Raw genomic sequence first — 20,171 nt, 5'->3', positions numbered from 1 at the left:
TTTGGCGGGGGGTCCATTGATCAGCTGACGGTAAGTGCACCGCCGGGGAATGGCAAGTTGCATGATAGAGGCCTTCGTTCGAGAAAGAATCAACGCCCGTGACACTCGGGATGGCGGTGCGTCAATTGCGGGAGGATAGTCTGGTAACGTCCCGCTTCCTGCCTTGGATGTTCGCGGCCGGTTTTCAGACGTGCCTGGACATGACGCCAGCCAGTCACCTTGCACCCAATGGGAAAGGTGCGGCGCGGCTGCATTGCTGCTCGCGCGGTGAGTCCGCATAATGGCCGGCATGACAGCCTGGGAGGCGTGATGAAGCAGCAATTCAATACGATCGGCGTGATTGGCCGACTGGGCAGTGCCCAGGTGGTGGATACGCTCAAGCGCTTGATTCGCTTTCTGGATTCCCGTGGCCTGGCCATGGTGATCGAGGAACGCACTGCCACGCTGCTGCTGGACCACGGTCTGCAGGTGGCCAGCCGCCGTCAGATGGGCGAGCAGTGTGATCTGGTGATCGTGGTCGGCGGCGATGGCAGCCTGCTGGGCGCCGCGCGCGCGTTGTGCCGCAGCGGCACGCCCGTGCTCGGCGTCAATCGTGGGCGACTCGGCTTTCTGACCGACATTCGCCCCGATGAGCTCGAGGAGAAGGTGGCCGAGGTACTGGGAGGTGACTATCTCAGCGAGCAACGTTTCCTGCTCGAGGCCGAGGTCTATCGAGAAGGCGAGCGCATCGGGGCGGCCGATGGCCTCAATGACGTGGTGCTGCACCCCGGCAAGGCGGCGCGCATGATCGAGTTCGAGCTGTTCATCGATGGCCAGTTCGTCTACTCCCAGCGTTCGGATGGCTTGATCGTCGCCACGCCGACCGGCTCGACTGCCTATGCGCTGTCCGGTGGCGGCCCCATCGTGCATCCGCGTCTCGAAGCGATCACCCTGGTACCGATGTTCCCGCATACCCTTTCCAGTCGTCCGATCGTGATCGATGCGGCCAGCGAGATCATTCTGCATATCAGTGCCAGCAACTCGACCTATCCGCATATCAGCTGCGATGGCCAGACCCAGGTGGTGGCCAAGCCCGGGGATGTGCTCAAGATTCGGCGCAAGAGTGAGCGCCTGACGCTGATTCATCCGCTGGAGCACAACTATTTCGAGATCTGTCGCACCAAGCTCGGTTGGAGCAATCGCCTCGGCGAGTGACCTCAAGGCTGACACCATGCAAGCATTCGTGGCGCCACAGGATGGCTATGATCTCATCGGCGATGTACACGGCTGCGGCGCCACTCTGGCGACGTTGCTGGAGACGCTCGGCTATCACATCGTCGATGGCGTCTATCGCCACCCGACCCGCAAGGTCATCTTTCTCGGCGATATCATTGATCGTGGTCCGCGCATCCGCCTGGCGGTGCAGCTGGCCAGCAGCATGGTCAATGCCGGCGAAGCGCTGATCGTGATGGGCAATCACGAATACAACGCCTTGGCGTATTGTCGGCGCGCACGCCCGCGTGCAGGCGGCGAGCATCGTGATTTCCTGCGCTCGCATACCTCACGTCACAATCGCATCATCCGCGAGACGCTTGACCAATATCAGCATCATCCCGATGAGTGGGACGAGGCGCTGCGCTGGTTCATGCGCATGCCGCTGTGTCTGGAGCTGCCGCCGCTGGCCCCCGGCCAGAGCGGGCTGCGCGTGGTGCACGCCTGCTGGGATGAGCCTCTGGTGCGTTCCTTCCTGGAGCGCTATCCCGATGGCTGCATCGATGAAGACTTCCTGCATGAGTCCATCGAGCATGACAGCTTCGCCTATCGCGTGCTGGACCGCATGACGCGCGGCGCGAATCTGCGCTTGCCGGAAGGAGTCGAGATCCATTCCGGCGATGGCTTCACGCGCCGAAGCTTCCGCACGCATTTCTGGGCACGTGAGCCCCGCACCTACGGCGATGTGGTCTTCCAGCCCGACAACCTTCCCGGCGAGCTGGAATCGCGCTGGTTGAGCGAGCAGGAGCTGGCCAATCTACCTTACTACGGGCCGGAGCAGCCGCCCCTGTTCCTCGGGCACTACTGGTGTGAGGGCTTGCCGGCGCTGCCGGCTCCCAACATCGCCTGCCTGGATTACAGCGCGGTCAAGTTCGGGCGCCTGGTGGCGTATCGCTTCAGTGGCGAAGCCACGCTGGATGCCGCCAACTTCGTGTGGGTACCGGTACCGCGTGAGCCTTCCCGACGCCCCGTGCCGGAAGAGCTGTCCCGCGACACCCTGTCGAACCCGTCATTGGCCAATGGCGCCAGTCAATAGCACTGGTCATTTGCTTGCTCATTGGTACGTCCCAATAGCGTCAGTAATGCTGGTGATGAATGACGATTGTTTTTTACAATCATATGTCAGTGAACCAAAGCCCGATTGCGCACTCTGAGTAAGTGTTCCCTTGAATGATCCTTGCTCAGTCCGGTGCCCCCCCACCGGGCTTTTTTTATGTCTGTCACAAAGGCCAGCCCCCTGCGAGGCTGTGGTAGATTTTCGCAGGCTGGTCTGACATCTCCTTGTTTATCAACGTGTACTGAGTCTGTTCAGTCGCATGTCATTTTCAGAGGCATATATGTTCAAGGTTCTGACGCTGCCTGAATCCTTCGACAGCCGCCCCCTGCGTGAAGCCCTGTGGGCCGAGAAGATCGGTCATCAGATCACTCTGAGCCAGGCTCGCCCGACAGAGGCTGCGTCTGGCGACGATGCCGAGAGCCACGAGGGCGGCCAGGAGCTGTGGCTGGCCGACCCCGAGCAACTGCCGCGCGTCATCGCGATGCTCGAGCGCCAGTCGCGCGGTGAACCGCTGCGGGACGCCTCCGCAGGTACCACGACGCGCGGTACCGCCAGCTCTCAGTCCCTCATCACCCTGATGCGCCAGACGCCGTTGACCTGGCTGGTCGGTCTGGCCTGCTGTATCACGGTACTGTTCCAGTATGCGCTGGGCCAGGCAGCGGTCTTCGAATGGCTGGCCATCGTGCCCTTCGAGCTTGTCGGCAGTCAGCACATCGCGCCCGAGCCGCTGTCCGTGACGCTTTCGGGGGAGTGGTGGCGGCTCTGGTCGCCGTCGTTGATGCACTTCGGGGTACTGCACCTGGTGTTCAACCTGCTGTGGCTGTGGGTGTTCGGGCGACAGATCGAGGCCATCGATGGCGGTTGGCGCTTCGCGCTGGTCGTGGTGCTGAGCGGCGTGGCGGCCAACCTGGCGCAATACGCCACCGGCAGCGTGCTGTTCGGTGGGTTGTCGGGGATCGACTTCGCCGTGATCGGCTATGTCTTCATCGCCGCACGCCGCCGCCCCACGTTGGGCTATCAGATGCAGCGCTCGCTGATGATCTTCATGTTGATCTATCTGGTGCTTTGCATGACGCCGCTCTCGAGCGCCATCGGGTTGGGTGCCATCGCCAACGAGGCGCATCTCGGGGGGCTGCTCGCCGGTCTCGCGCTCGGCCTCGTGCTGCCACGCCGGACACGCCGTGTCGCACCCTGACAGTCGATGCGCTGACGATGGTAGAATGTGCACATTCCCCACGTCGGGTCCGGCATTTGAAAGCCCTGGCTCCGCGTGCCTCAGTCTCAGGAGACCCCATCATGAGTGACATGACCTTCGACGGTATGGTCGAGCAGATGACGCCAGCCATCTACGAGAGCCTCAAGCAGTCCATGCAGCTGCGCAAATGGCCGGATGGCCGCGTGCTGACCCAGGAGCAGGTCGAGCTGTGCATGGAGGCCGTCATCAAGTACGAAGCGCACAACAACGTGCCTGCCGAATCGCGGGTCGGCTTCATCGACAACGGTACCTGTGGGCCGCGTGATGGCGATGGCACTGCAAGCGATGAGCCGGAGCAGATCAAGTGGGTCAACTGACACTGGATGATGCACTGACCACCAAAGCGATGCTTCCCGAGGTACCGGCCGTAACCCTGAGCGGCAACCTCCGCAAGATGTCCATCGTGCCCGCCGGCGAGGTGCCGACGATCGATACTGCGCCTGACACGCTGTCGGTCACGCGGGAGCCGTTGGCGGCCAGCTATGGCCTGCGTCTGGGCGAGACTACCCAGCCGCTGAATGCCTATATCGGCCACAAGGTGCGCCTGAGTTTCTCCGGTCAGATCCACTGCAGCCATTGCGGTCGCAAGACCAAGAAGAGCTTCGCGCAGGGGCATTGCTATCCCTGCTTTCGCAAGCTGCCGCAGTGCGATGGCTGCATCATGAAGCCGGAGACCTGCCACTACGCCGAAGGCACCTGCCGTGATCCGCAGTGGGGCGAGGAGCATTGCTTCCAGCCGCATATCGTCTATCTGGCCAATTCCTCCGGCCTCAAGGTCGGCATCACGCGCAAGACCCAGATGCCGACACGCTGGTTCGATCAGGGCGCCATCCAGGCGCTGCCCATCGTCGAGGTGTCCAATCGCCTGCAATCAGGGCTGGTCGAGGTGCTGTTCAAGCAGGCGCTCAACGACCGCACCAACTGGCGCGCGATGCTCAAGGGCGATGTGGCCGAGCTGGATCTGGAAGCGGAACGTGATGCGCTGCTCGAGCAGATGTCGGAGGGCCTGGCGGCCCTTCAGGCGCATTGCGGCGAGGGTGCCATCCGGGTGCTGGACACCACGGCGCTGGCCTTCGAGTTTCCGGTGCGCAGCGCGCCGACCAAGGTCACCTCGTTCAATTTCGACAAGACGCCAGTGGTGGAAGGCGTGCTCGAAGGCCTCAAGGGGCAGTATCTGATTCTCGACAGCGGCGTGATCAACCTGCGCAAGTTCACCGGCTACGAGATCGAGGCCCAGCTCGGCGAGCAATGAGCCGCGGCTGAGCCATAGCCAAGAGCACAGCACCGCACACACGACAGCGCCCACGCTCCTTCACGGAGGGTGGGCGCTGTCGTTTCTGTGCCTCTGGTTTCTGGTTTCTGGTTTCTGGTTTCTCGCTTCTTGCTAGAGGCTTGCAGACTCGGGGGGTGTCACCCCAGCACGGGCTGGCGGCGCGCCTGCATGCGTGCCAGAAAGACCTGCATCACGCGCCGGTAGAGCTCGCGTCCCAGCACCACATCCTCGACGCCGGCATCCAGATTCGGATTGTCGTTGACCTCGATGACCACCACGCGGTCCTCCAGCTGTTTCAAGTCGATGCCATAGAGGCCATCGCCGATCAGGCGGGTCGCCTTCAGGGCCGCCTTGATCACGGCCGCTGGCACCTCGCTCGGGTCGACTGTCGCGAAGCCGCCGGAGCGGGTACGCGCGCCGCTGTGGTCGTAGATCTGCCAATGGCCGCGCGCCATGTAGTAACGGCTGGCGAACAGCAGCTTGCCGTCGAGCACGCCGATGCGCCAGTCGAACTCGGTCGGTAGCCACTCCTGCAACAGCAGCAGGGCGGAATCCTGGAACAGCCGCTCGGCTTCGCGCACCAGTGTCTCGGGGCCATCGATCTTGACGATGCCGCGGGAGAAAGCGCCATCCGGTACCTTCATCACCAGCGGGTAGCGCATGTGCTGACCGCGCTCGGCCAGCTGGCGCAGTTCGCCCCGATGGATCAGGCGACCCTGTGGGGCACTCAGACCACGTGCCTTGAGAAGCTCATGCAGGAAGACCTTGTTGGTGCAGCGCAGGATCGACTGGCTGTCATCGATCACCACCAGCCCTTCGTGCTCGGCACGCTTGGCCATGCGATAGGTGTGGTGATCCAGACTGGTCGTCTCGCGGATGAACAGTCCATCGAACTCGGCCAGGCGGCCCTCGTCGCGCCGGGTGATCAGGCTGACATCGATGCCCAGGCGCCGTCCTTCGCGGATGAAATGCTTGAGCGCGGTGCGGTTCGACGGCGGCAGCGCCTCGTCCGGGTCGACCAGCATGGCGAGATCGAAGCGATAATGGCGGCGGGCCTTGGGCGTGCGCCACACCTTGCGCGAATGGCGATTGAGCGCCTGAGCGAAGCGGTCTTCATCCGCCGTTGCCAGGTGGCTCAGGGATTGCGGGCGCACCCGCTTGAGCACCCAATGATCGCTTCGGCCTTCAAGACGCACCTCCAGCAGCGGGCAGGGCAGACGCTCGAACAGCTTGCGTGCGAGGCGTGCAAGCGCGGGGTCTGCGCTCTCGCCGAAGGTCAGCAGCAGGTCGAGTCGTGGCGGCTTGCCAGCCCCATGCGTCATGCCTTGCGGGGCGGGCAGGGCGCCCTTGCGTGTCAGCTCCTCGAGCAGCACGCGGATGCCGCCCAGCTCCATGTCGATCAGCGACTTGCGTGACAGCTGATTGAGGGTCTCCACCGACGGCAGCGCCTTCTGGCCACGCGCCTGGGCCAGCAACGAGACGTAATAGCCGATGCCCAGGTAATCCAGCCCGCCGCACAGATTGATGACGTGGGTGGCGGGCTGCGGCGCATCGTCGGCGCGCTGGGCTGGCGCATCGCTTGAGAGTTCGGAAAGAAAGTCATGGGCGCTGATGACATCATCACTGGGATAGAAGGCGCGCCAGTCAGACACACGGTCAACCACGATACGCAGGCGGGACATTGCGAAGCCTCGCAAGGCGGGCACCGAAGTGGTGCCGAATGCGCGCATCATGAGAAACAATCCCCGTCATCGCAATAGGCTGGAAAGTGAAATAATTTCATGCAAAGAGACCAAGACAAGACGCGCCTGCATGCCCAGAATGCAGCGCATTGCTACCGCCCCGCGACACGCTGAACATCAAGCAGCGTCAGGGCGCTGACAGGCGGGAGAGCCTGCACCATGACCCCCATTTTACGCCCGGCCATCCGGGCCGATCTCGACGCTCTGGTAGAGCTCGAGGAAGTCAGTTTCGACAGCGACTGGTTCAGTCGTCGTCAGCTGTCCCACCTGATTCTGCGTGCCCATGCCCGTACCCTGGTGATCATCCAGCCCGATGACGATGTCATCCCGTCCACAGCGGCGGTGGACGATGTCATGGCCGCGCTATGGCCAGACGGTAGCGTCGAGCGTGATGACGCCACGCCGCTGCGCAGTGTGCTCGGCTACGGCACCGTGCTGTTTCGGCGCAATTCACGCCGGGCGCGACTCTACTCCTTCTGCCTGCATCCGGAATCGCGTGGCCGCGGCCTTGCCCAGCGCATGCTGACATCGCTTGAGCAGCTGGCCATCGCCCAGGGCTGTACGCAGTTCGATCTTGAGGTGCATACCGGCAATGGCGCGGCGATCGCGCTCTACGAGCGACACGGCTTCGAGAAGTGTGGTCGCCTGCGCGATTACTATGCCGATGGGGCGGCCGCCTGGAAGATGCGCAAGGCACTGACGCTGGATTCGCCGACGCCAGTGGCTCAAAAACTCGCGGCCGGTGATGCCGGTGAAGCGCACCCGGGGTCGCCCTCGACGGTGAATGCCGGCGCCGCCTGAGCCGGGGGCATGGCGCGCGTGGCCCCCATGGGCTAGGATGCGCTGTTTATTCTTCATGGCTTCAAAGGAATCGCTCCCATGCCGTCATTCGATATTGTCTCCGAACTCGACAAGCACGAAGTTCAGAATGCCGTCGATCAGGCCAATCGCGAACTCGCGACGCGCTTTGATTTCAAGGGCGTGACTGCCAGCTTCGAACTCGAGAAGGAAGAGAACGTCAATCTGGAAGCCGATGCCGATTTCCAGTTGCGTCAGATGGTCGAACTGCTCAAGGGCCGTCTGATCGCGCGTGGCATCGACGTGCGCTGCCTGGAAGAGAAGGATGCCGAAACCGCTGGTGTGCGTGCCCGTCAGCAGCTGGTGCTGCGTCAGGGGCTGGACCAGCCGACCGCCAAGAAGATCGTCAAGGCGCTCAAGGATGCCAAGCTCAAGGTCCAGGCGCAGATCCAGGGCGAGAAGGTCCGCGTCACCGGCAAGAAGCGTGACGACCTGCAGGGCGCCATGGCACTGCTCAAGGGCGATGAGAGTATCGATCTGCCGCTGCAGTTCAACAACTTCCGCGACTGATCCAGCGCGCAAGTGACTGGCGGTCGCCATTATCAGCACCGTTCGCTATCGGCGTGCGGTGCTGTATTCGTTTGACTCGCTGATTTGCGCTGTCGTGAGAGTCACTGACTCGCATGTTTTCTGGATCAACGGATTCGCTTTGAAAGCGTCATGTCTCGTCGCTGGGGCTACGCTTGTCCAGCCCGGTGCATCACTCGAGACGACCGGACGCGTCGCTTTCAAAGCGTTTCACCCTATTCGTACGTGATATCTGCGCCATGCGGGCCGCTACGGCACCCGCCAACGCGCAAAGAGAGGTTATATGTCTGCTCCGCTCGCTATCGGCCAGCGCAACACCCTGACGATCACCAAGCGGGTCGGCTTCGGCGTCTTCCTTGATGGTGGAGATCGCGGGGAAATCCTGCTGCCGACACCTTTCATTCCGGCGGGGGCCGACATTGGTGACGAAGTCGACGTCTTTGTCAGTCTGGATGATGAAGACCGTCTGCTGGCCACTACGCGTTATCCGCGCGCCATGGTCGGCGAATTCGCCGCGCTCAAGGTGGTCGAGGTCAATGATATCGGCACCTTCCTCGACAATGGCCTGGGCAAGGATCTGCTGCTGCCCTACGGCGAGCGCAAGCGTGAGCTCAAGGCCGGCCAGTTCGCCATGGTGCACGTCGGTCTCGACAAGCACAGTGACCGGATGGTCGCCTCGATGCGACTGGATCGATGGCTCGACAAGACCCCGGCCACCTACGCGGTGGGGCAGGAGGTCTCCGGTCTCGTCGCTGCCCGCACCGACCTGGGCATGAAGATCATCATCGACAACGCCCATTGGGGCCTGGTGCACCACGACCGTATCTTCACGCGTCTGCGCATCGGCAACCGTCTGCGTCTGTGGGTGTTGAAGAATGACGGCAAGGGCAATGTCGATCTCACGCCGCAGGCGCCGGGCCCGGCTGGCCATCAGCAGCTGGCGGACCGCATTCTGGCCGCGCTGGAAGGCAGTCAGGGCGTGCTGCCGCTGGGCGACAAGAGCGAGCCGGAAGCCATCAGCGAGGCCTTCGGTGCCAGCAAGGCCAATTTCAAGCGTGCGCTCGGGCATCTCAAGCGCGAAGGCAAGGTCACGCTGGCGCCCACCGAGACGCGTCTGGTCAAGTAAGCACTACTGTCAGCCTGTACTGCCACTGCCACCCTCGGGAGACCCTGGGTGGCAGTTTGCGTTTCAGGGTCCCGCATGGCACCAATGACAGCGTATCATGGGAATATCTTGCACTGAGTCACCCCATTCGCTCCTTCACCTTCGACAAGGAATGTCTGCATGACTGTCTCCGCTGCTGCTGTCTCCGCTTCTTCTGGTTCCTCAAATTCTGCCGGTGCGCCGCGCTTGTTGATTGCTCCTGACAGCTTCAAGGAAGCGCTGGCAGCCAGTGATGCCGCCGAGGCCATGGCGCGTGGTGTTCGCCGGGTACTGCCCGAGGCACAGATCGACCTCTGCCCGCTGGGGGATGGCGGTGAGGGCACGCTGGCGGCGTTGTTGGCGGCGGCCAGTGAAGCAGACCCCATCGAGGCGCGCAGCGCTCAGGTGCGTGATCCGCTCGGGCGCGACGTCACCGCCCAGTGGGGCTGGCAGCCGGGTAGCCGCACGGCCATCGTCGAGCTGGCCGAGGCCAGTGGTCTGCATCTGGTCAGCCCTGAAGAGCGCGACGCGCGTGTCGCCGACACGCATGGCGTAGGCGAGCTGATCCTGGCGGCGCTGGACGCCGGTGCCGAGCGGCTGATCGTCACGCTGGGCGGCAGTGCCACCAACGATGGCGGCAGCGGCATGCTGCGCGCGCTCGGGCTGCGTCTGCTCGACGCTGATGGCAATGAGCTGCCCGCAGGCGGCGCGGCCCTCGCGCGTCTGGCGAGTCTGGACGTCAGTGCGCTGGACCCACGCCTGGCCGATCTCAAGGTGTCTGCCGCGGTCGACGTCGACAACCCCCTGTGTGGCCCGCGCGGCGCGAGCGCCGTGTTCGGCCCGCAGAAGGGTGCCGATGCCGCGGTGGTCGAGGAGCTGGATGCGGCACTGGCCCACTTCGCTCGCCTCAGCGCTGAAGTGCTGGGTGCGGATCAGCAACAGCTGGCCGGTGCAGGGGCCGCAGGCGGCATGGGCTTCGCGGTGGCGGCCTGGTTGCATGGTGAATTGCGCCCGGGCATCGAGCTGGTGATGGAGCGCCTCAAGGTGAGCGAGCGTCTGGTGGGCTGTGATCTGCTGATCACCGGGGAAGGCGGTCTGGATGGCCAGAGCCTGGGCGGCAAGACCCCCATCGGTGCGGCGCGAGCCGCGCGAGTCGCCGGGGTGCCCGCCATCGTGTTGGCGGGGCGACTGGCCGAGGGCTGGCAAGCCGCCCATGATGAAGGGGTCAGTGCCGTCTTCACGCTGTGTGACAGTGCCATGCCGCTTGAGCAGGCGCTGGCGCGCACCTCGGAGCTGCTGGCTGACCGCTGCGAGGCCATCATGCGTCTCTGGCAGTTGGCGCAGCCCGACTGAACGCAGCGCGGCTGACCGCCGCTAAGCCACGCCCGGCTCGACGGATTGCGGCGTCGAATCCGGCGCAGACAGCGGCCCACGGCCCCCGTGGCGGGGGGCGTGGCCTTTCGCGATATCGGCAAGCCCGTTACCATGCACGCAGTTGCTATCAGGCGGATAGTCAGAAAGTACTTTTCCCATGCACGACTTGGCGTTTGACTGATAGCAGGAAGCACAAGGTGTGTGACCGCAGGTGGTGAGGATTCGACATGATGATCTTTCGGCGCATGAAGCGTATCTGCTGGCTTGGCCTGGCCTGGTTGTTCTTCGGCATCGGCTTCGCTGGCATGTTTCTGCCGCTGCTGCCCACCACCGTCTTCATGCTGCTGGCGCTGGCCTGTGCCAGCCGAGGCTCACCGCGCTTTGCGCGCTATATCCGGGAACATCCCCAGATCGGGCCGACACTGGTGGCCTGGGAGCGCGAACGCGCCATTCCGCTGCGCGCCCGCATCATGGCGGTCAGCATGCTGGCCGTCTCGATGCTGATCATCCTGTTCACCGTGTCAGTGCTGGCCGTCAAGGTCTCGCTGCTGGTCTTCCTGTCGCTGCTGGCACTCTGGCTGGCCACGCGCCCGGAGCCCAAGGGCGAGGGGGCGAACCTTGCCGTCAGTGGCGAATCCCTTCCGCGCGAATGAGCGCTTCATCGCGGGCAGGTGAGGTGTCTGCTCCCTCGCTGTCCGCTGTCTTCCTGCCGTGAGGAGTCCTCTCCCGCGGCGCTGATTGCGGAGTCTTTGATGTCACAACCTGCAGCGATTCATCTTGCCGATTATCAGGCACCCGCCTGGCGTGTGCTGGACACCCGGCTGACGTTTGATCTGGCACCGTCCGCGACCCGTGTGACGACCGTGCTGACCCTTGAGGCCAATCCCGATGCCGCCGTGGGCAGTGACGCCACGCCGCCGCTGGTGCTCAATGGCGAGCATCTGACGCTTGAGTCCGTGCGTGTCGATGGGCGAGCGCTGGCCAGTGATGAATACAAGCTCGACGAGACACACATGACGCTGGCCGGCCTGCCGGCCAACTGTGAGCTCGAGACGGTGGTGGTGATCGACCCGGCCGCGAATACCGCGCTGGAAGGCCTCTACGTGTCCTCGGGCATGTTCTGCACCCAGTGCGAGGCCGAAGGCTTCCGTCGCATCACCTACTACCCGGACCGCCCGGACGTGATGTCGGTGTTCACCACCACCATCATCGCCGACAAGGACAGCTACCCGATCCTGCTCTCCAACGGCAATCCCATTGAGCGTGGCGAGCGCGAGGGCGGTCGTCACTTCGTCACCTGGCAGGACCCGCACCCCAAGCCGTGCTATCTGTTCGCGCTGGTGGCGGGTGACCTGGTCAAGCATGACGACAGCTTCACCACCATGAGTGGCCGTGAAGTCGCTCTGGAAATCTGGGTCGAGCCGGAAAATCTCGACAAGACCCAGCACGCCATGAACTCCCTCAAGGCCTCCATGAAGTGGGACGAGGAAGTCTACGGTCGTGAATATGACCTCGACATCTTCATGATCGTCGCGGTCAACGACTTCAACATGGGCGCGATGGAGAACAAGGGCCTCAACATCTTCAACAGCGCCTGCGTGCTGGCCAACCCCGATACCACCACCGACGCCGCCTTCCAGCGCGTCGAAGGGGTGGTCGCGCATGAATACTTCCACAACTGGTCGGGCAACCGTGTCACCTGCCGTGACTGGTTCCAGCTGTCCCTGAAGGAAGGCTTCACCGTCTATCGTGACCAGACCTTCTCCGCCGACATGAACTCGGCGCCGGTCAAGCGTATCGAAGACGTCGCCATGCTGCGTACCGCGCAGTTCGCCGAAGATGCCGGCCCCACCGCACACCCGGTGCGCCCGGCCTCCTATATCGAGATTTCCAACTTCTACACCCTGACCATCTACGAGAAGGGCTCCGAAGTGGTGCGCATGGTCGCCAATCTGCTCGGGGAAGAGGCCTTCCGCCGTGGCAGTGATCTCTACTTCGCGCGCAACGATGGCAGCGCCGCCACCATCGAGGACTTCATCAGCGCGATGAGCGAAGCCTCCGGCCGCGACTTCAGCCAGTTCATGCGCTGGTACTCCCAGGCCGGAACGCCGAACATCGCCGCCAGTGGCGCCTTCGATGCCCAGGCTGGCACCTATTCCCTCACGCTGCGTCAGTCCACGCCGCCCACGCCGGGGCAGGCGGAGAAGCTGCCGCTGGTGATTCCGGTGCGCATGGGGTTGGTCGGCGCCGATGGCAGCGATCTGACGCTGACCCTCGACGGCGAAGCGCTGGGCACGGAAACCGTACTGGAGCTGACCGAGGCCGAACAGACCTTCGTCTTCACCGGCCTTGCGGGCGATGCCGAGCCGGTGCCGTCGCTGCTGCGTGGCTTCTCGGCGCCGGTCAAGCTGGCCTTTGACTACAGCCGCGAGCAGCTGGCCTTCCTGATGCAGCACGACAGCGATGGCTTCAACCGCTGGGATGCCGGTCAGCGTCTGGCCATGGCAGCGCTTGAAGACCTGATGGCGGCCTGGCAGCGTGGCGAGCACGAGGCCCAGCTGGATGAGCGCCTGCTGGCCGCCTATCGCTTCCTTCTCCAGAGCGAAGCTTCCGATCGTGCGGTGCTGGCCGAGATGCTGACGTTGCCTTCGGAGGCCTATATCGCCGAGCAGCAGAGTGTCGTCGATGTCGATGCCATCCACTGGGCGCGCAAGACCGCCAAGGCACAGTTGGCCAGTGCGCTGCGCGACGACTTCGTGGCGCTCTATCACGCCAACGAGCAGCAGGGCGACTACGCGCCGACCTTCGAGCAGATGGCGCGTCGCAGCCTCAAGAATGCCGCGCTCAGCTATCTGATGAGCATCGAGGACGAGGAGGGCGTGCGTCTGGCCCAGGCCCAGCTGGCGGCGGCCCACAACATGACCGACGTGCGTGCCGCGCTGACGATGCTGGTGCACTCCTCACGCACCGATCTGGGTGACCCGGCGCTCAAGTCCTTCGCCGAGCGTTGGTCGCATGATCCGCTGGTGATGGACCAGTGGTTCTCGATCCAGGTCACGCGTCCGCAGGCCGATGTGCTGGACCGTGTGCGCTTCCTGATGGAGCATCCGGCCTTCTCGTTGACCAACCCCAACAAGGTGCGTGCCTTGATTGGCGCCTTCGCCGGCCAGAACCGCGTCAACTTCCACCGTCTCGATGGCGAAGGCTATCGTCTGCTGGCGGATGTGGTCATTGAGCTCAATCGCCTGAACCCGGAGATCGCGGCGCGCATCATCACGCCGTTGACGCGTTACAAGCGCTTCGATGCCAAGCGTCAGGACTTGATGAAGGCAGAGCTTGAGCGTATCCGTGGCGAGAAGCTCTCGAACAACCTGTATGAAGTCGTGGAGAAGGCGCTGGCCTGATCCTCTGAACTGACCCTTGAAGACAGGCGGCAGTCATCGAGCGCATGGTGATGACTGCCGCTGACATGAAAAAGCCCCTGCCGATCGGCAGGGGCTTTTTCATGTCACGAGCCTGGCGCGAGTCCCGCCAGGGTATCGCCTTCACGGTCATCGCTTCCAAGGCGTCGCTTCTGGGGCGTCGCTTTCAGGGGCATTGTGCGCGTCAGGCAATCATCCAGCCCAGGAAGGTCAGGCCGATGAAGGTCATCAATAGTCCGCCGATGATGGAGCCTCTCAACAGCGACGTGATGCCCTTGAAGAGCAGATAGAGCCCCAGTGCCAATCCCAGCAGGCTGAACAGTGATGTGCCAAGTCCCAGCTCGCCGGTCAAGCCATTGAAGAATCCCGATAGGGCATCATCGAAGTTGGCGAAGAAACCGCTCAGGCCTTCGACGATGAAGCGAATGGCGGCACCGAGCTGGGTGCCGATCCAGTTGAAGAAGTCTTCCATAACGCATGATGTCCAAACAGAAAAGAGGCCCCAGTGTGCCATGAAAGACGCGGATGCGCTGTCATCCGAGCTGATACCTGGCGGTGAATGCCTCGATCGCCATCGGCTTGTCCATCAGGTAACCCTGCAGGGCATCGCAGCCCATCTCCAGTAACAGATCGCGCTGACTGGGGGTCTCGACGCCTTCTGCCACTACGCACATGCCCAACTCACGCCCCAGCTGCACCATGAAGTCCACCATGCGGCGGTTGATCTCGTCGTTCTCGAGATCATTGACGAAGCTGCGGTCGACCTTGAGCTCATCGAAGGGCAAGTGCTTGATGTAGGTCAGGGAGGAGAAGCCGGTGCCGAAATCATCCAGTGACAGACGCAGGCCCAGCGAGCGCAGTTCGTGCATGCGTGCCACCGTGGCAGGCATGTCGGTGGCGAAGACGTTTTCGGTCAGCTCCAGCTGCAGATATTGCGGGTCCAGCGTGTGCTGGCTGAGTGCCTTGGCGACATTGCCGACGTAGTGAGGGGAGTCCAGCTGCTTGACGCTGACATTGACCGACAGATAGAGCCTGGCGAAGGCGGTGCCTTTCTGCCAGTCCTCCAGCAGCTTGCAGGCCTGCTCCAGCACCCAGTCGCCGAGGCTGTCGATCAGCTGGCTCTTCTCGGCCAGCGGAATGAATTCATAGGGCGAGATATTGCCGAGCTTGGCGTGTCGCCAGCGCAACAGGCACTCGGCGCCGACCAGCTTGAGCCCTCGATCGAATTGCGGCTGCAGTTCCAGGTACAGCTCTTCGGTCTCGATGGCGCTGCGCAGGTCATTTTCCAGCTGTATGGCGCGCTCAAGCTCCACACGCATGCTGGGGTCAAAGCGGACGGTCTGGTTGCGCCCGCCCTCCTTGGCGCGATACATCGCGATATCCGCACGCCGGATGAGCTCCTCCGCACTCAGATGGCGATCATGGAACATGATGCTGCCCAGGCTTGCCGAGCTGTGATGCTGCAGCGGCTGCGACTGTGGGCCCAAGAGCGAATACGGCTGGTTGAGTACCTGCTGCAGGCGCTCAAGCAGCTCATCCAGTTCGCGACAGGCAATCTGCGGATCGTGGCTCAGGGGCTGTACCAGGATGACGAATTCGTCCCCGCCGAAGCGCGCCACCAGGTCGCTGTCACGCACCGTTGAGCTCAGGCGATGGGCCACCTCGATCAACAGATGGTCGCCGGTGGTATGCCCCAGCAGGTCGTTGATCTTCTTGAAGTGGTCCAGATCGATGAAGATGAGCGCGCCGTGGGTGTCACGGGCGTCGGTGATGATGATGGCCTGCTGCAGGCTGTCGATCAGGGTGGCTCGGTTGGCCAGCTTGGTCAGCGAGTCGAAGCGACTGTGCTGGTGCAGCAGGGCCTCTGATTCGACGATACGCGTGATATCGGTGATCGAGCCGATCATGCGCAGCGGATTGCCTTCGCTGTCCCGCTCGGTGACATCGCCCTTGTCGATCACCCAGACGACGTCGCCACCGCGGGTCAGCATGCGGTGGCGGTGATAATAGGCCGTCTTGCCCGCCATGCAGTCCTGGATGGCGATCATCGCCTCGGGCTTGTCCTCGGGGTGCAGCAGGCTTGCGAATTCTTCCAGGCTGTTGCTGAGCTCGCTCTCCGGGATGCCCAGAATCTGTGACCAGCGGCGATTGTGCGTCACGGAACTGGTCAGGATGTTCCAGTCCCAGAAGCCTTCCAGCGAGGTGTCATAGATGTGGTCGATCTGGCGGGTCTTGCGCTCATGCTCACGGACTTCGGTGGTGATGTTGTGCGCCAGAACGGCGACCAGCGGCTGGCCGTGAGTGTCATGGAAGGGCTGCTTGATGGAGCGGAAGTGGTTGACCTCGCCGGTGGTGCCGTCGGTGGCATCCTCGAAGATCGTCTCGCGCTCGAACCTGCTGAGTACCTGCTCCACGCTGCGCCGAAAGAAGTGGCTCTGCTCGGTGTTGCCGGTGTAATGGCTGTCGTCGCGCCCGATGATGTCTTCGAGCGTAGTACCGTAGAAGTCGGTCAAGGTGCGATTGGCGAAGCGGAACAGCCCCTTGGCATCCTTGATGAACAGGATATCGGGGTGGGTGTCGACCAGGGTGCGCAGCAGGTGGTTCTCGGCTTCCAGTGCCTCGAGACGTGACGACATCTCCTGCAGACGCGAGTGCAGGCAGCTGTCATCAGGCTGGCGGGAATCGTCGGAGCCTTCTGGGCGCGGAGGGCGGCGATCCCCGGCATCGGAAGGTGCGGTCATGGCAGGTTCCTGAGGCAACGGGCTGTGCTCTCAGTCTACGTTGCCGCTCGGTTGAATAGGTGGGGAGGCGGGGTTCATGCTCAATCAACGATCATGCATGCAGGCCACGCAGGATCGGGGCTTTCGCCAGGCGTCTGGTGATCAAGGCCCAGTCATCAAGGCCCAGTCATCAAGCCCCTGGTCATGAAGAAGTCATCAAACCCTCGTGCCGGGAGGCGTTACAGGTCGACCTTGTCCTTGTACTCACAGAGGTCCTCGATGATGCAGCTGCCGCAGCGCGGCTTGCGTGCCAAGCAGGTGTAGCGGCCATGCAGGATCAGCCAGTGGTGGGCATCGACCAGGAACTCCTTGGGCACATGGCGCATCAGCTTGTGCTCGACCTCCAGCACGTTCTTGCCCGGGGCGATGCGCGTGCGGTTGGAAACGCGGAAGATGTGCGTGTCCACCGCCATGGTCGGCTGGCCGAAGGCGGTGTTGAGCACCACGTTGGCGGTCTTGCGGCCCACGCCGGGCAGCGCTTCCAGCGCCTCGCGGGTCTGCGGTACCTCGCCACCATGCCGTTCGATCAGCATGCAGCAGGTCTTGATGACGTTCTCGGCCTTGGTATTGAACAGGCCGATCGTCTTGATGTACTCCTTCAGACCCTCGACGCCCAGCGCGAGAATGCTCTCCGGCGTATTGGCGACCGGATACAGCTTCGCCGTGGCCTTGTTGACGCCCACATCCGTCGCCTGCGCCGACAGCAGTACCGCGATCAAAAGCTCGAAGGGCGTTGACCAGGCAAGCTCGGTGCGTGGCTCAGGATTCTCGTTGCGCAGGCGGGTGAAGATCTCGAGGCGTTTCTGGGCGTTCATGGTATCTCGGGGCTGCGGTAAGGGCTTGGGAGCGGGGACGTCGACTCGGACTGTCAACCAGTGGCTGACAGTCTGAGTGAGAGGGGCTCAGGAGATGGTGCCGGTCACGCGCACACGCCGCGATACCTTGGGCACATCGGCGTTGGCGGCCTTGCGGCGCTGCTCGAGGCGCTCATCGATGGTCTTCTTGCCCGCGATGATCAGCCCCATGCAGAAGAAGGCGCCCGGCGGCAGCACCAGGAACAGGAAGGAGTAGTCCGGGAAGATCGTCAGCTGCCAGTCGGCAGCCATCGGCCCGAGTAGCAGTTCCATGCCGGCAAAGAGCGTGCCCTGGCCGAACAGCTCACGCATGCCGCCCAGCAGTACCAGCACGGCCATGAACCCCAGTCCCATCATCAAGCCATCGGTGGCGGCCGGCAGCACGGGGTGCTTGGCGGCGAAGGCATCGGCACGCCCGAGAATCGCACAGTTGGTGACGATCAGCGGAATGAAGATGCCAAGAATCTGATAGAGCTCATAGGTGTAGGCCTTCATCAGAAGCTCCGCACAGGTCACGAAGGAGGCGATGATCATCACGAAGGCCGGCAGGCGCACTGCAGAAGGCACCAGATTGCGGATCAGCGATACCGCCACGTTGGAGCCGATCAACACCAGCAGCGTGGCAAGCCCCAGCCCGATGGCGTTGACGACGCTGGCGGTGACGGCCAGCAGCGGACACAGGCCCAGCAGCTGTACCAGTGCCGGGTTGTTGTCCCACAGGCCGTCGCGGCTGATCTTGCCAAGCGAGATATCACTCATGAGGGTCGTCTCCGCCGTGTTCAGAAGGCGCTGATGGCGTGAGCGTGCCATCAGCGGTGGGAGCTTGCGTACTCTGTTGGGCCCTGGCAGCGCGGCGGGTCGCGGTCAGTGTCTCGCTGTCGCCTGCCAGCAGCGCCGTGCGGTGCGCCATGAAGTAGATCAATGCCTGACGAACGGCACCCACCACGGCACGCGGGGTGATGGTCGCGCCGGTGAACTGGTCGAAATCACCGCCATCCTTCTGCACCTTCCACTCCACCGAGCTGAGCGTCTGGTCATCGAATTCGTGGATCCAGTCGGACTTGCGCGCTTCGATCTTGTCGCCCAGCCCCGGGGTCTCGGCGTGCTTGACGGCGCGTACACCGGCCACGCTGCCATCGGCACGGATACCGACCAGCAGGCGGATATCGCCGCTGTAACCCTTGCCGGTCACCACCGGCAGCAGCACCGCGACGGTCTCGCCATTCCTGGTGGCTCGCCAGCCGGTATCGGCGCTCTCCAGACCCAGCACCCGGGAGGGCGGCAGGGCGAAGGCCGCGTCGAGCAGGTCATTGTCGTGCAGCGACGGCGGGATGATCTCGGCCAGCGCCGCGCTCTGGGCGGCACGCTCATTGTCGGCAATGGTCTCGGCGGTGGTCATCTGGGTCACGGCGACGACGCCGGCGGTGACGACAGCGAAGACCGCCAGACCCAGCGCTGCCCGCGCGATGGTGTGCTTCAGACCCTGCGCGGCCTGGGCTTGCTGTTCGGGCTGATCAGGCGTCAGGCTCATGCCTTGTCCTCCAGCTTGATGCCGCGACGGGCCTTCTTGTGACCATAGCTGCGTGGCTGGGTGTAGTAATCGATGAACGGCACGCTGAAGTTCATCAGCAGCACCGCGAAGGCGATGGCGTCAGGATAGGCGCCGAAGGTGCGAATCAGGTAGATCAGCACGCCGATGCCGACGCCGTAATAGAGCTTGCCCTTGTTGGAGGTCGCCGCCGTGACCGGGTCCGTGGCGATGAAGAAGGCGCCGAAGATCGCCGCACCGCACAGCAGGTGGAACAGGGGGCTGGCGTGCTGCTCGCCATCCACGAAGGCGAAGATGGCGGAGATCAGCGCCAGGCTGCCCAGCATCGCCACCGGGATATGCCAGGTGATCAGGCGACGCGCCAGCAGCACCAGGCCGCCGAGGCCCCAGGCGATGGCCGTCTGCTGCCAGGCCAGCAGGTTGGCGGCGGGCAGCAGGCTCGGGTCTGCCCAGAACTCGCTGCTGGAAAGCTCACCCTTGTTGCGGAAGGCGTCCAGTGGCGTGGCGCCGGTCAGGGCATCTGGCGTGGTGATCACGCCGAAGAACTGCCGCAGGCTGTCAGTGAAGCCGAGCACGAAGCCATCGGGGGATGACCAGCGCGACATCTCGACCGGGAAGGAGATCAGCAGCAGCGCATAGGCGACCATCGCCGGATTGAACGGATTCTGGCCCAGGCCACCGTAGAGCTGCTTGGCGACCACGATGGCCGCGATCACACCGGTCAGCACCAGCCACCAGGGCGCCAGCGGCGGCAACGACACCGCCAGCAGCACGCAGGTCACAAGCGCGGAATTGTCCTTGAGAAAGAAGCTGACCGGACGGCCACGCAGCTTGAGCAGCAGCGCCTCGAGGGCGACACCCGCCAGACAGGCGAAGACGAGGTTGAACAGCACACCCCAGCCATAGTGCCAGCACAGCACGGCGATACCCGGCAGCGTCGCGGCCAACACCCAGGCCATAACGCGCGAGGTAGCGGTCGGCCCGTGGGCATGGGGGGAGCTTGCATGCATCAGGCTCATGAGACGGTCAGATCCTTGCGGTAAATGGGCAATGACACGAGGCGTGCTTCAGGATGAGTCGCCAT

18 protein-coding genes are annotated in these 20,171 nt (G+C 63.4%); 11 read left to right on the top strand and 7 right to left on the bottom strand.

Going from position 1 to position 20,171, the window contains the following annotated elements; all coding sequences use genetic code 11:
* Positions 1 to 309 precede the first annotated feature (309 nt).
* From NH396_RS00865 to NH396_RS00845, 5 genes are all read left to right on the top strand, one after another.
* Complete coding sequence (locus NH396_RS00865) at positions 310 to 1,194, top strand: NAD(+) kinase (protein ID WP_043334090.1); 885 nt, start codon at positions 310 to 312, stop codon at positions 1,192 to 1,194.
* 16 nt (positions 1,195 to 1,210) lie between these two features.
* Positions 1,211 to 2,287 carry a metallophosphoesterase gene (locus tag NH396_RS00860; protein ID WP_176677477.1) on the top strand — a complete coding sequence of 359 codons (1,077 nt, stop codon included), beginning with the start codon at positions 1,211 to 1,213 and terminating at the stop codon, positions 2,285 to 2,287.
* Between the two features lie 301 nt (positions 2,288 to 2,588).
* Entirely contained in the window at positions 2,589 to 3,503 is a 915-nt protein-coding gene (locus tag NH396_RS00855) for a rhomboid family intramembrane serine protease (RefSeq protein WP_253060958.1), read from the top strand.
* Between the two features lie 101 nt (positions 3,504 to 3,604).
* Entirely contained in the window at positions 3,605 to 3,880 is a 276-nt protein-coding gene (locus NH396_RS00850; RefSeq protein ID WP_253060956.1) for a DUF1315 family protein, read from the top strand.
* Positions 3,868 to 4,815 (top strand): DUF2797 domain-containing protein, encoded by a 948-nt coding sequence (locus NH396_RS00845; RefSeq protein WP_253060955.1) that lies wholly within the window; start codon positions 3,868 to 3,870, stop codon positions 4,813 to 4,815. Before NH396_RS00850 ends, NH396_RS00845 begins: the two co-directional genes overlap by 13 nt.
* Before the next feature lie 158 nt (positions 4,816 to 4,973).
* On the opposite strand, the gene NH396_RS00840 is transcribed toward NH396_RS00845, so the two are convergent.
* On the bottom strand, positions 4,974 to 6,569 hold the full coding sequence (locus NH396_RS00840) for a RimK family protein (RefSeq protein WP_306424368.1): 1,596 nt from the start codon (positions 6,567 to 6,569) through the stop codon (positions 4,974 to 4,976).
* A gap of 168 nt (positions 6,570 to 6,737) precedes the next feature.
* Here NH396_RS00840 and NH396_RS00835 point away from each other — a divergent pair, with 168 nt between their 5' ends.
* The 6 genes from NH396_RS00835 (at position 6,738) to pepN (ending at position 13,886) form a co-directional block, all read left to right on the top strand.
* On the top strand, positions 6,738 to 7,379 hold the full coding sequence (locus tag NH396_RS00835) for an N-acetyltransferase (protein WP_253060954.1): 642 nt from the start codon (positions 6,738 to 6,740) through the stop codon (positions 7,377 to 7,379).
* Positions 7,380 to 7,457: 78 nt separating this feature from the next.
* Positions 7,458 to 7,946, top strand: a complete 489-nt coding sequence (locus NH396_RS00830; RefSeq protein WP_253060953.1) for a YajQ family cyclic di-GMP-binding protein — start codon at positions 7,458 to 7,460, stop codon at positions 7,944 to 7,946.
* A 301-nt stretch (positions 7,947 to 8,247) separates the two neighbouring features.
* The gene (locus NH396_RS00825) at positions 8,248 to 9,090 is read left to right on the top strand and encodes a S1-like domain-containing RNA-binding protein (RefSeq protein ID WP_253060952.1); all 843 of its coding nucleotides are present in this window, start codon (positions 8,248 to 8,250) and stop codon (positions 9,088 to 9,090) included.
* A gap of 159 nt (positions 9,091 to 9,249) precedes the next feature.
* Positions 9,250 to 10,461 (top strand): glycerate kinase, encoded by a 1,212-nt coding sequence (locus tag NH396_RS00820; protein WP_253060951.1) that lies wholly within the window; start codon positions 9,250 to 9,252, stop codon positions 10,459 to 10,461.
* Between the two features lie 248 nt (positions 10,462 to 10,709).
* Positions 10,710 to 11,135, top strand: coding sequence for a YbaN family protein (locus NH396_RS00815; RefSeq protein ID WP_225996323.1), 426 nt, complete (start codon positions 10,710 to 10,712; stop codon positions 11,133 to 11,135).
* Between the two features lie 99 nt (positions 11,136 to 11,234).
* Positions 11,235 to 13,886: an aminopeptidase N gene (gene pepN, locus NH396_RS00810; RefSeq protein WP_253060950.1), complete on the top strand. Its 2,652-nt coding sequence runs from the start codon at positions 11,235 to 11,237 to the stop codon at positions 13,884 to 13,886.
* Between the two features lie 202 nt (positions 13,887 to 14,088).
* Here the strand turns inward: pepN and NH396_RS00805 are convergent, their stop codons facing one another.
* The 6 genes from NH396_RS00805 to rsxD all read right to left on the bottom strand — a co-directional run bounded on the left by NH396_RS00805 (position 14,089) and on the right by rsxD (position 20,106).
* Positions 14,089 to 14,376 carry a hypothetical protein gene (locus NH396_RS00805; RefSeq protein ID WP_175089424.1) on the bottom strand — a complete coding sequence of 96 codons (288 nt, stop codon included), beginning with the start codon at positions 14,374 to 14,376 and terminating at the stop codon, positions 14,089 to 14,091.
* A 61-nt stretch (positions 14,377 to 14,437) separates the two neighbouring features.
* The gene (locus NH396_RS00800) at positions 14,438 to 16,645 is read right to left on the bottom strand and encodes an EAL domain-containing protein (protein ID WP_253060949.1); all 2,208 of its coding nucleotides are present in this window, start codon (positions 16,643 to 16,645) and stop codon (positions 14,438 to 14,440) included.
* 218 nt (positions 16,646 to 16,863) lie between these two features.
* Positions 16,864 to 17,499: an endonuclease III gene (gene nth, locus NH396_RS00795; RefSeq protein WP_253060948.1), complete on the bottom strand. Its 636-nt coding sequence runs from the start codon at positions 17,497 to 17,499 to the stop codon at positions 16,864 to 16,866.
* A gap of 87 nt (positions 17,500 to 17,586) precedes the next feature.
* Positions 17,587 to 18,297 (bottom strand): electron transport complex subunit E, encoded by a 711-nt coding sequence (locus NH396_RS00790; RefSeq protein ID WP_253060946.1) that lies wholly within the window; start codon positions 18,295 to 18,297, stop codon positions 17,587 to 17,589.
* The gene (rsxG, locus tag NH396_RS00785; RefSeq protein ID WP_253060944.1) at positions 18,290 to 19,069 is read right to left on the bottom strand and encodes an electron transport complex subunit RsxG; all 780 of its coding nucleotides are present in this window, start codon (positions 19,067 to 19,069) and stop codon (positions 18,290 to 18,292) included. Before rsxG ends, NH396_RS00790 begins: the two co-directional genes overlap by 8 nt.
* Positions 19,066 to 20,106, bottom strand: a complete 1,041-nt coding sequence (rsxD, locus tag NH396_RS00780) for an electron transport complex subunit RsxD (RefSeq protein ID WP_253060942.1) — start codon at positions 20,104 to 20,106, stop codon at positions 19,066 to 19,068. The genes rsxG and rsxD overlap by 4 nt, the downstream gene beginning before the upstream one ends.
* Positions 20,107 to 20,171: the final 65 nt, after the last annotated feature.

The organism is Cobetia sp. Dlab-2-AX (assembly GCF_024124625.1).
Classification (GTDB): domain Bacteria; phylum Pseudomonadota; class Gammaproteobacteria; order Pseudomonadales; family Halomonadaceae; genus Cobetia.
This window is presented reverse-complemented; position numbering and strand designations above follow the sequence as displayed.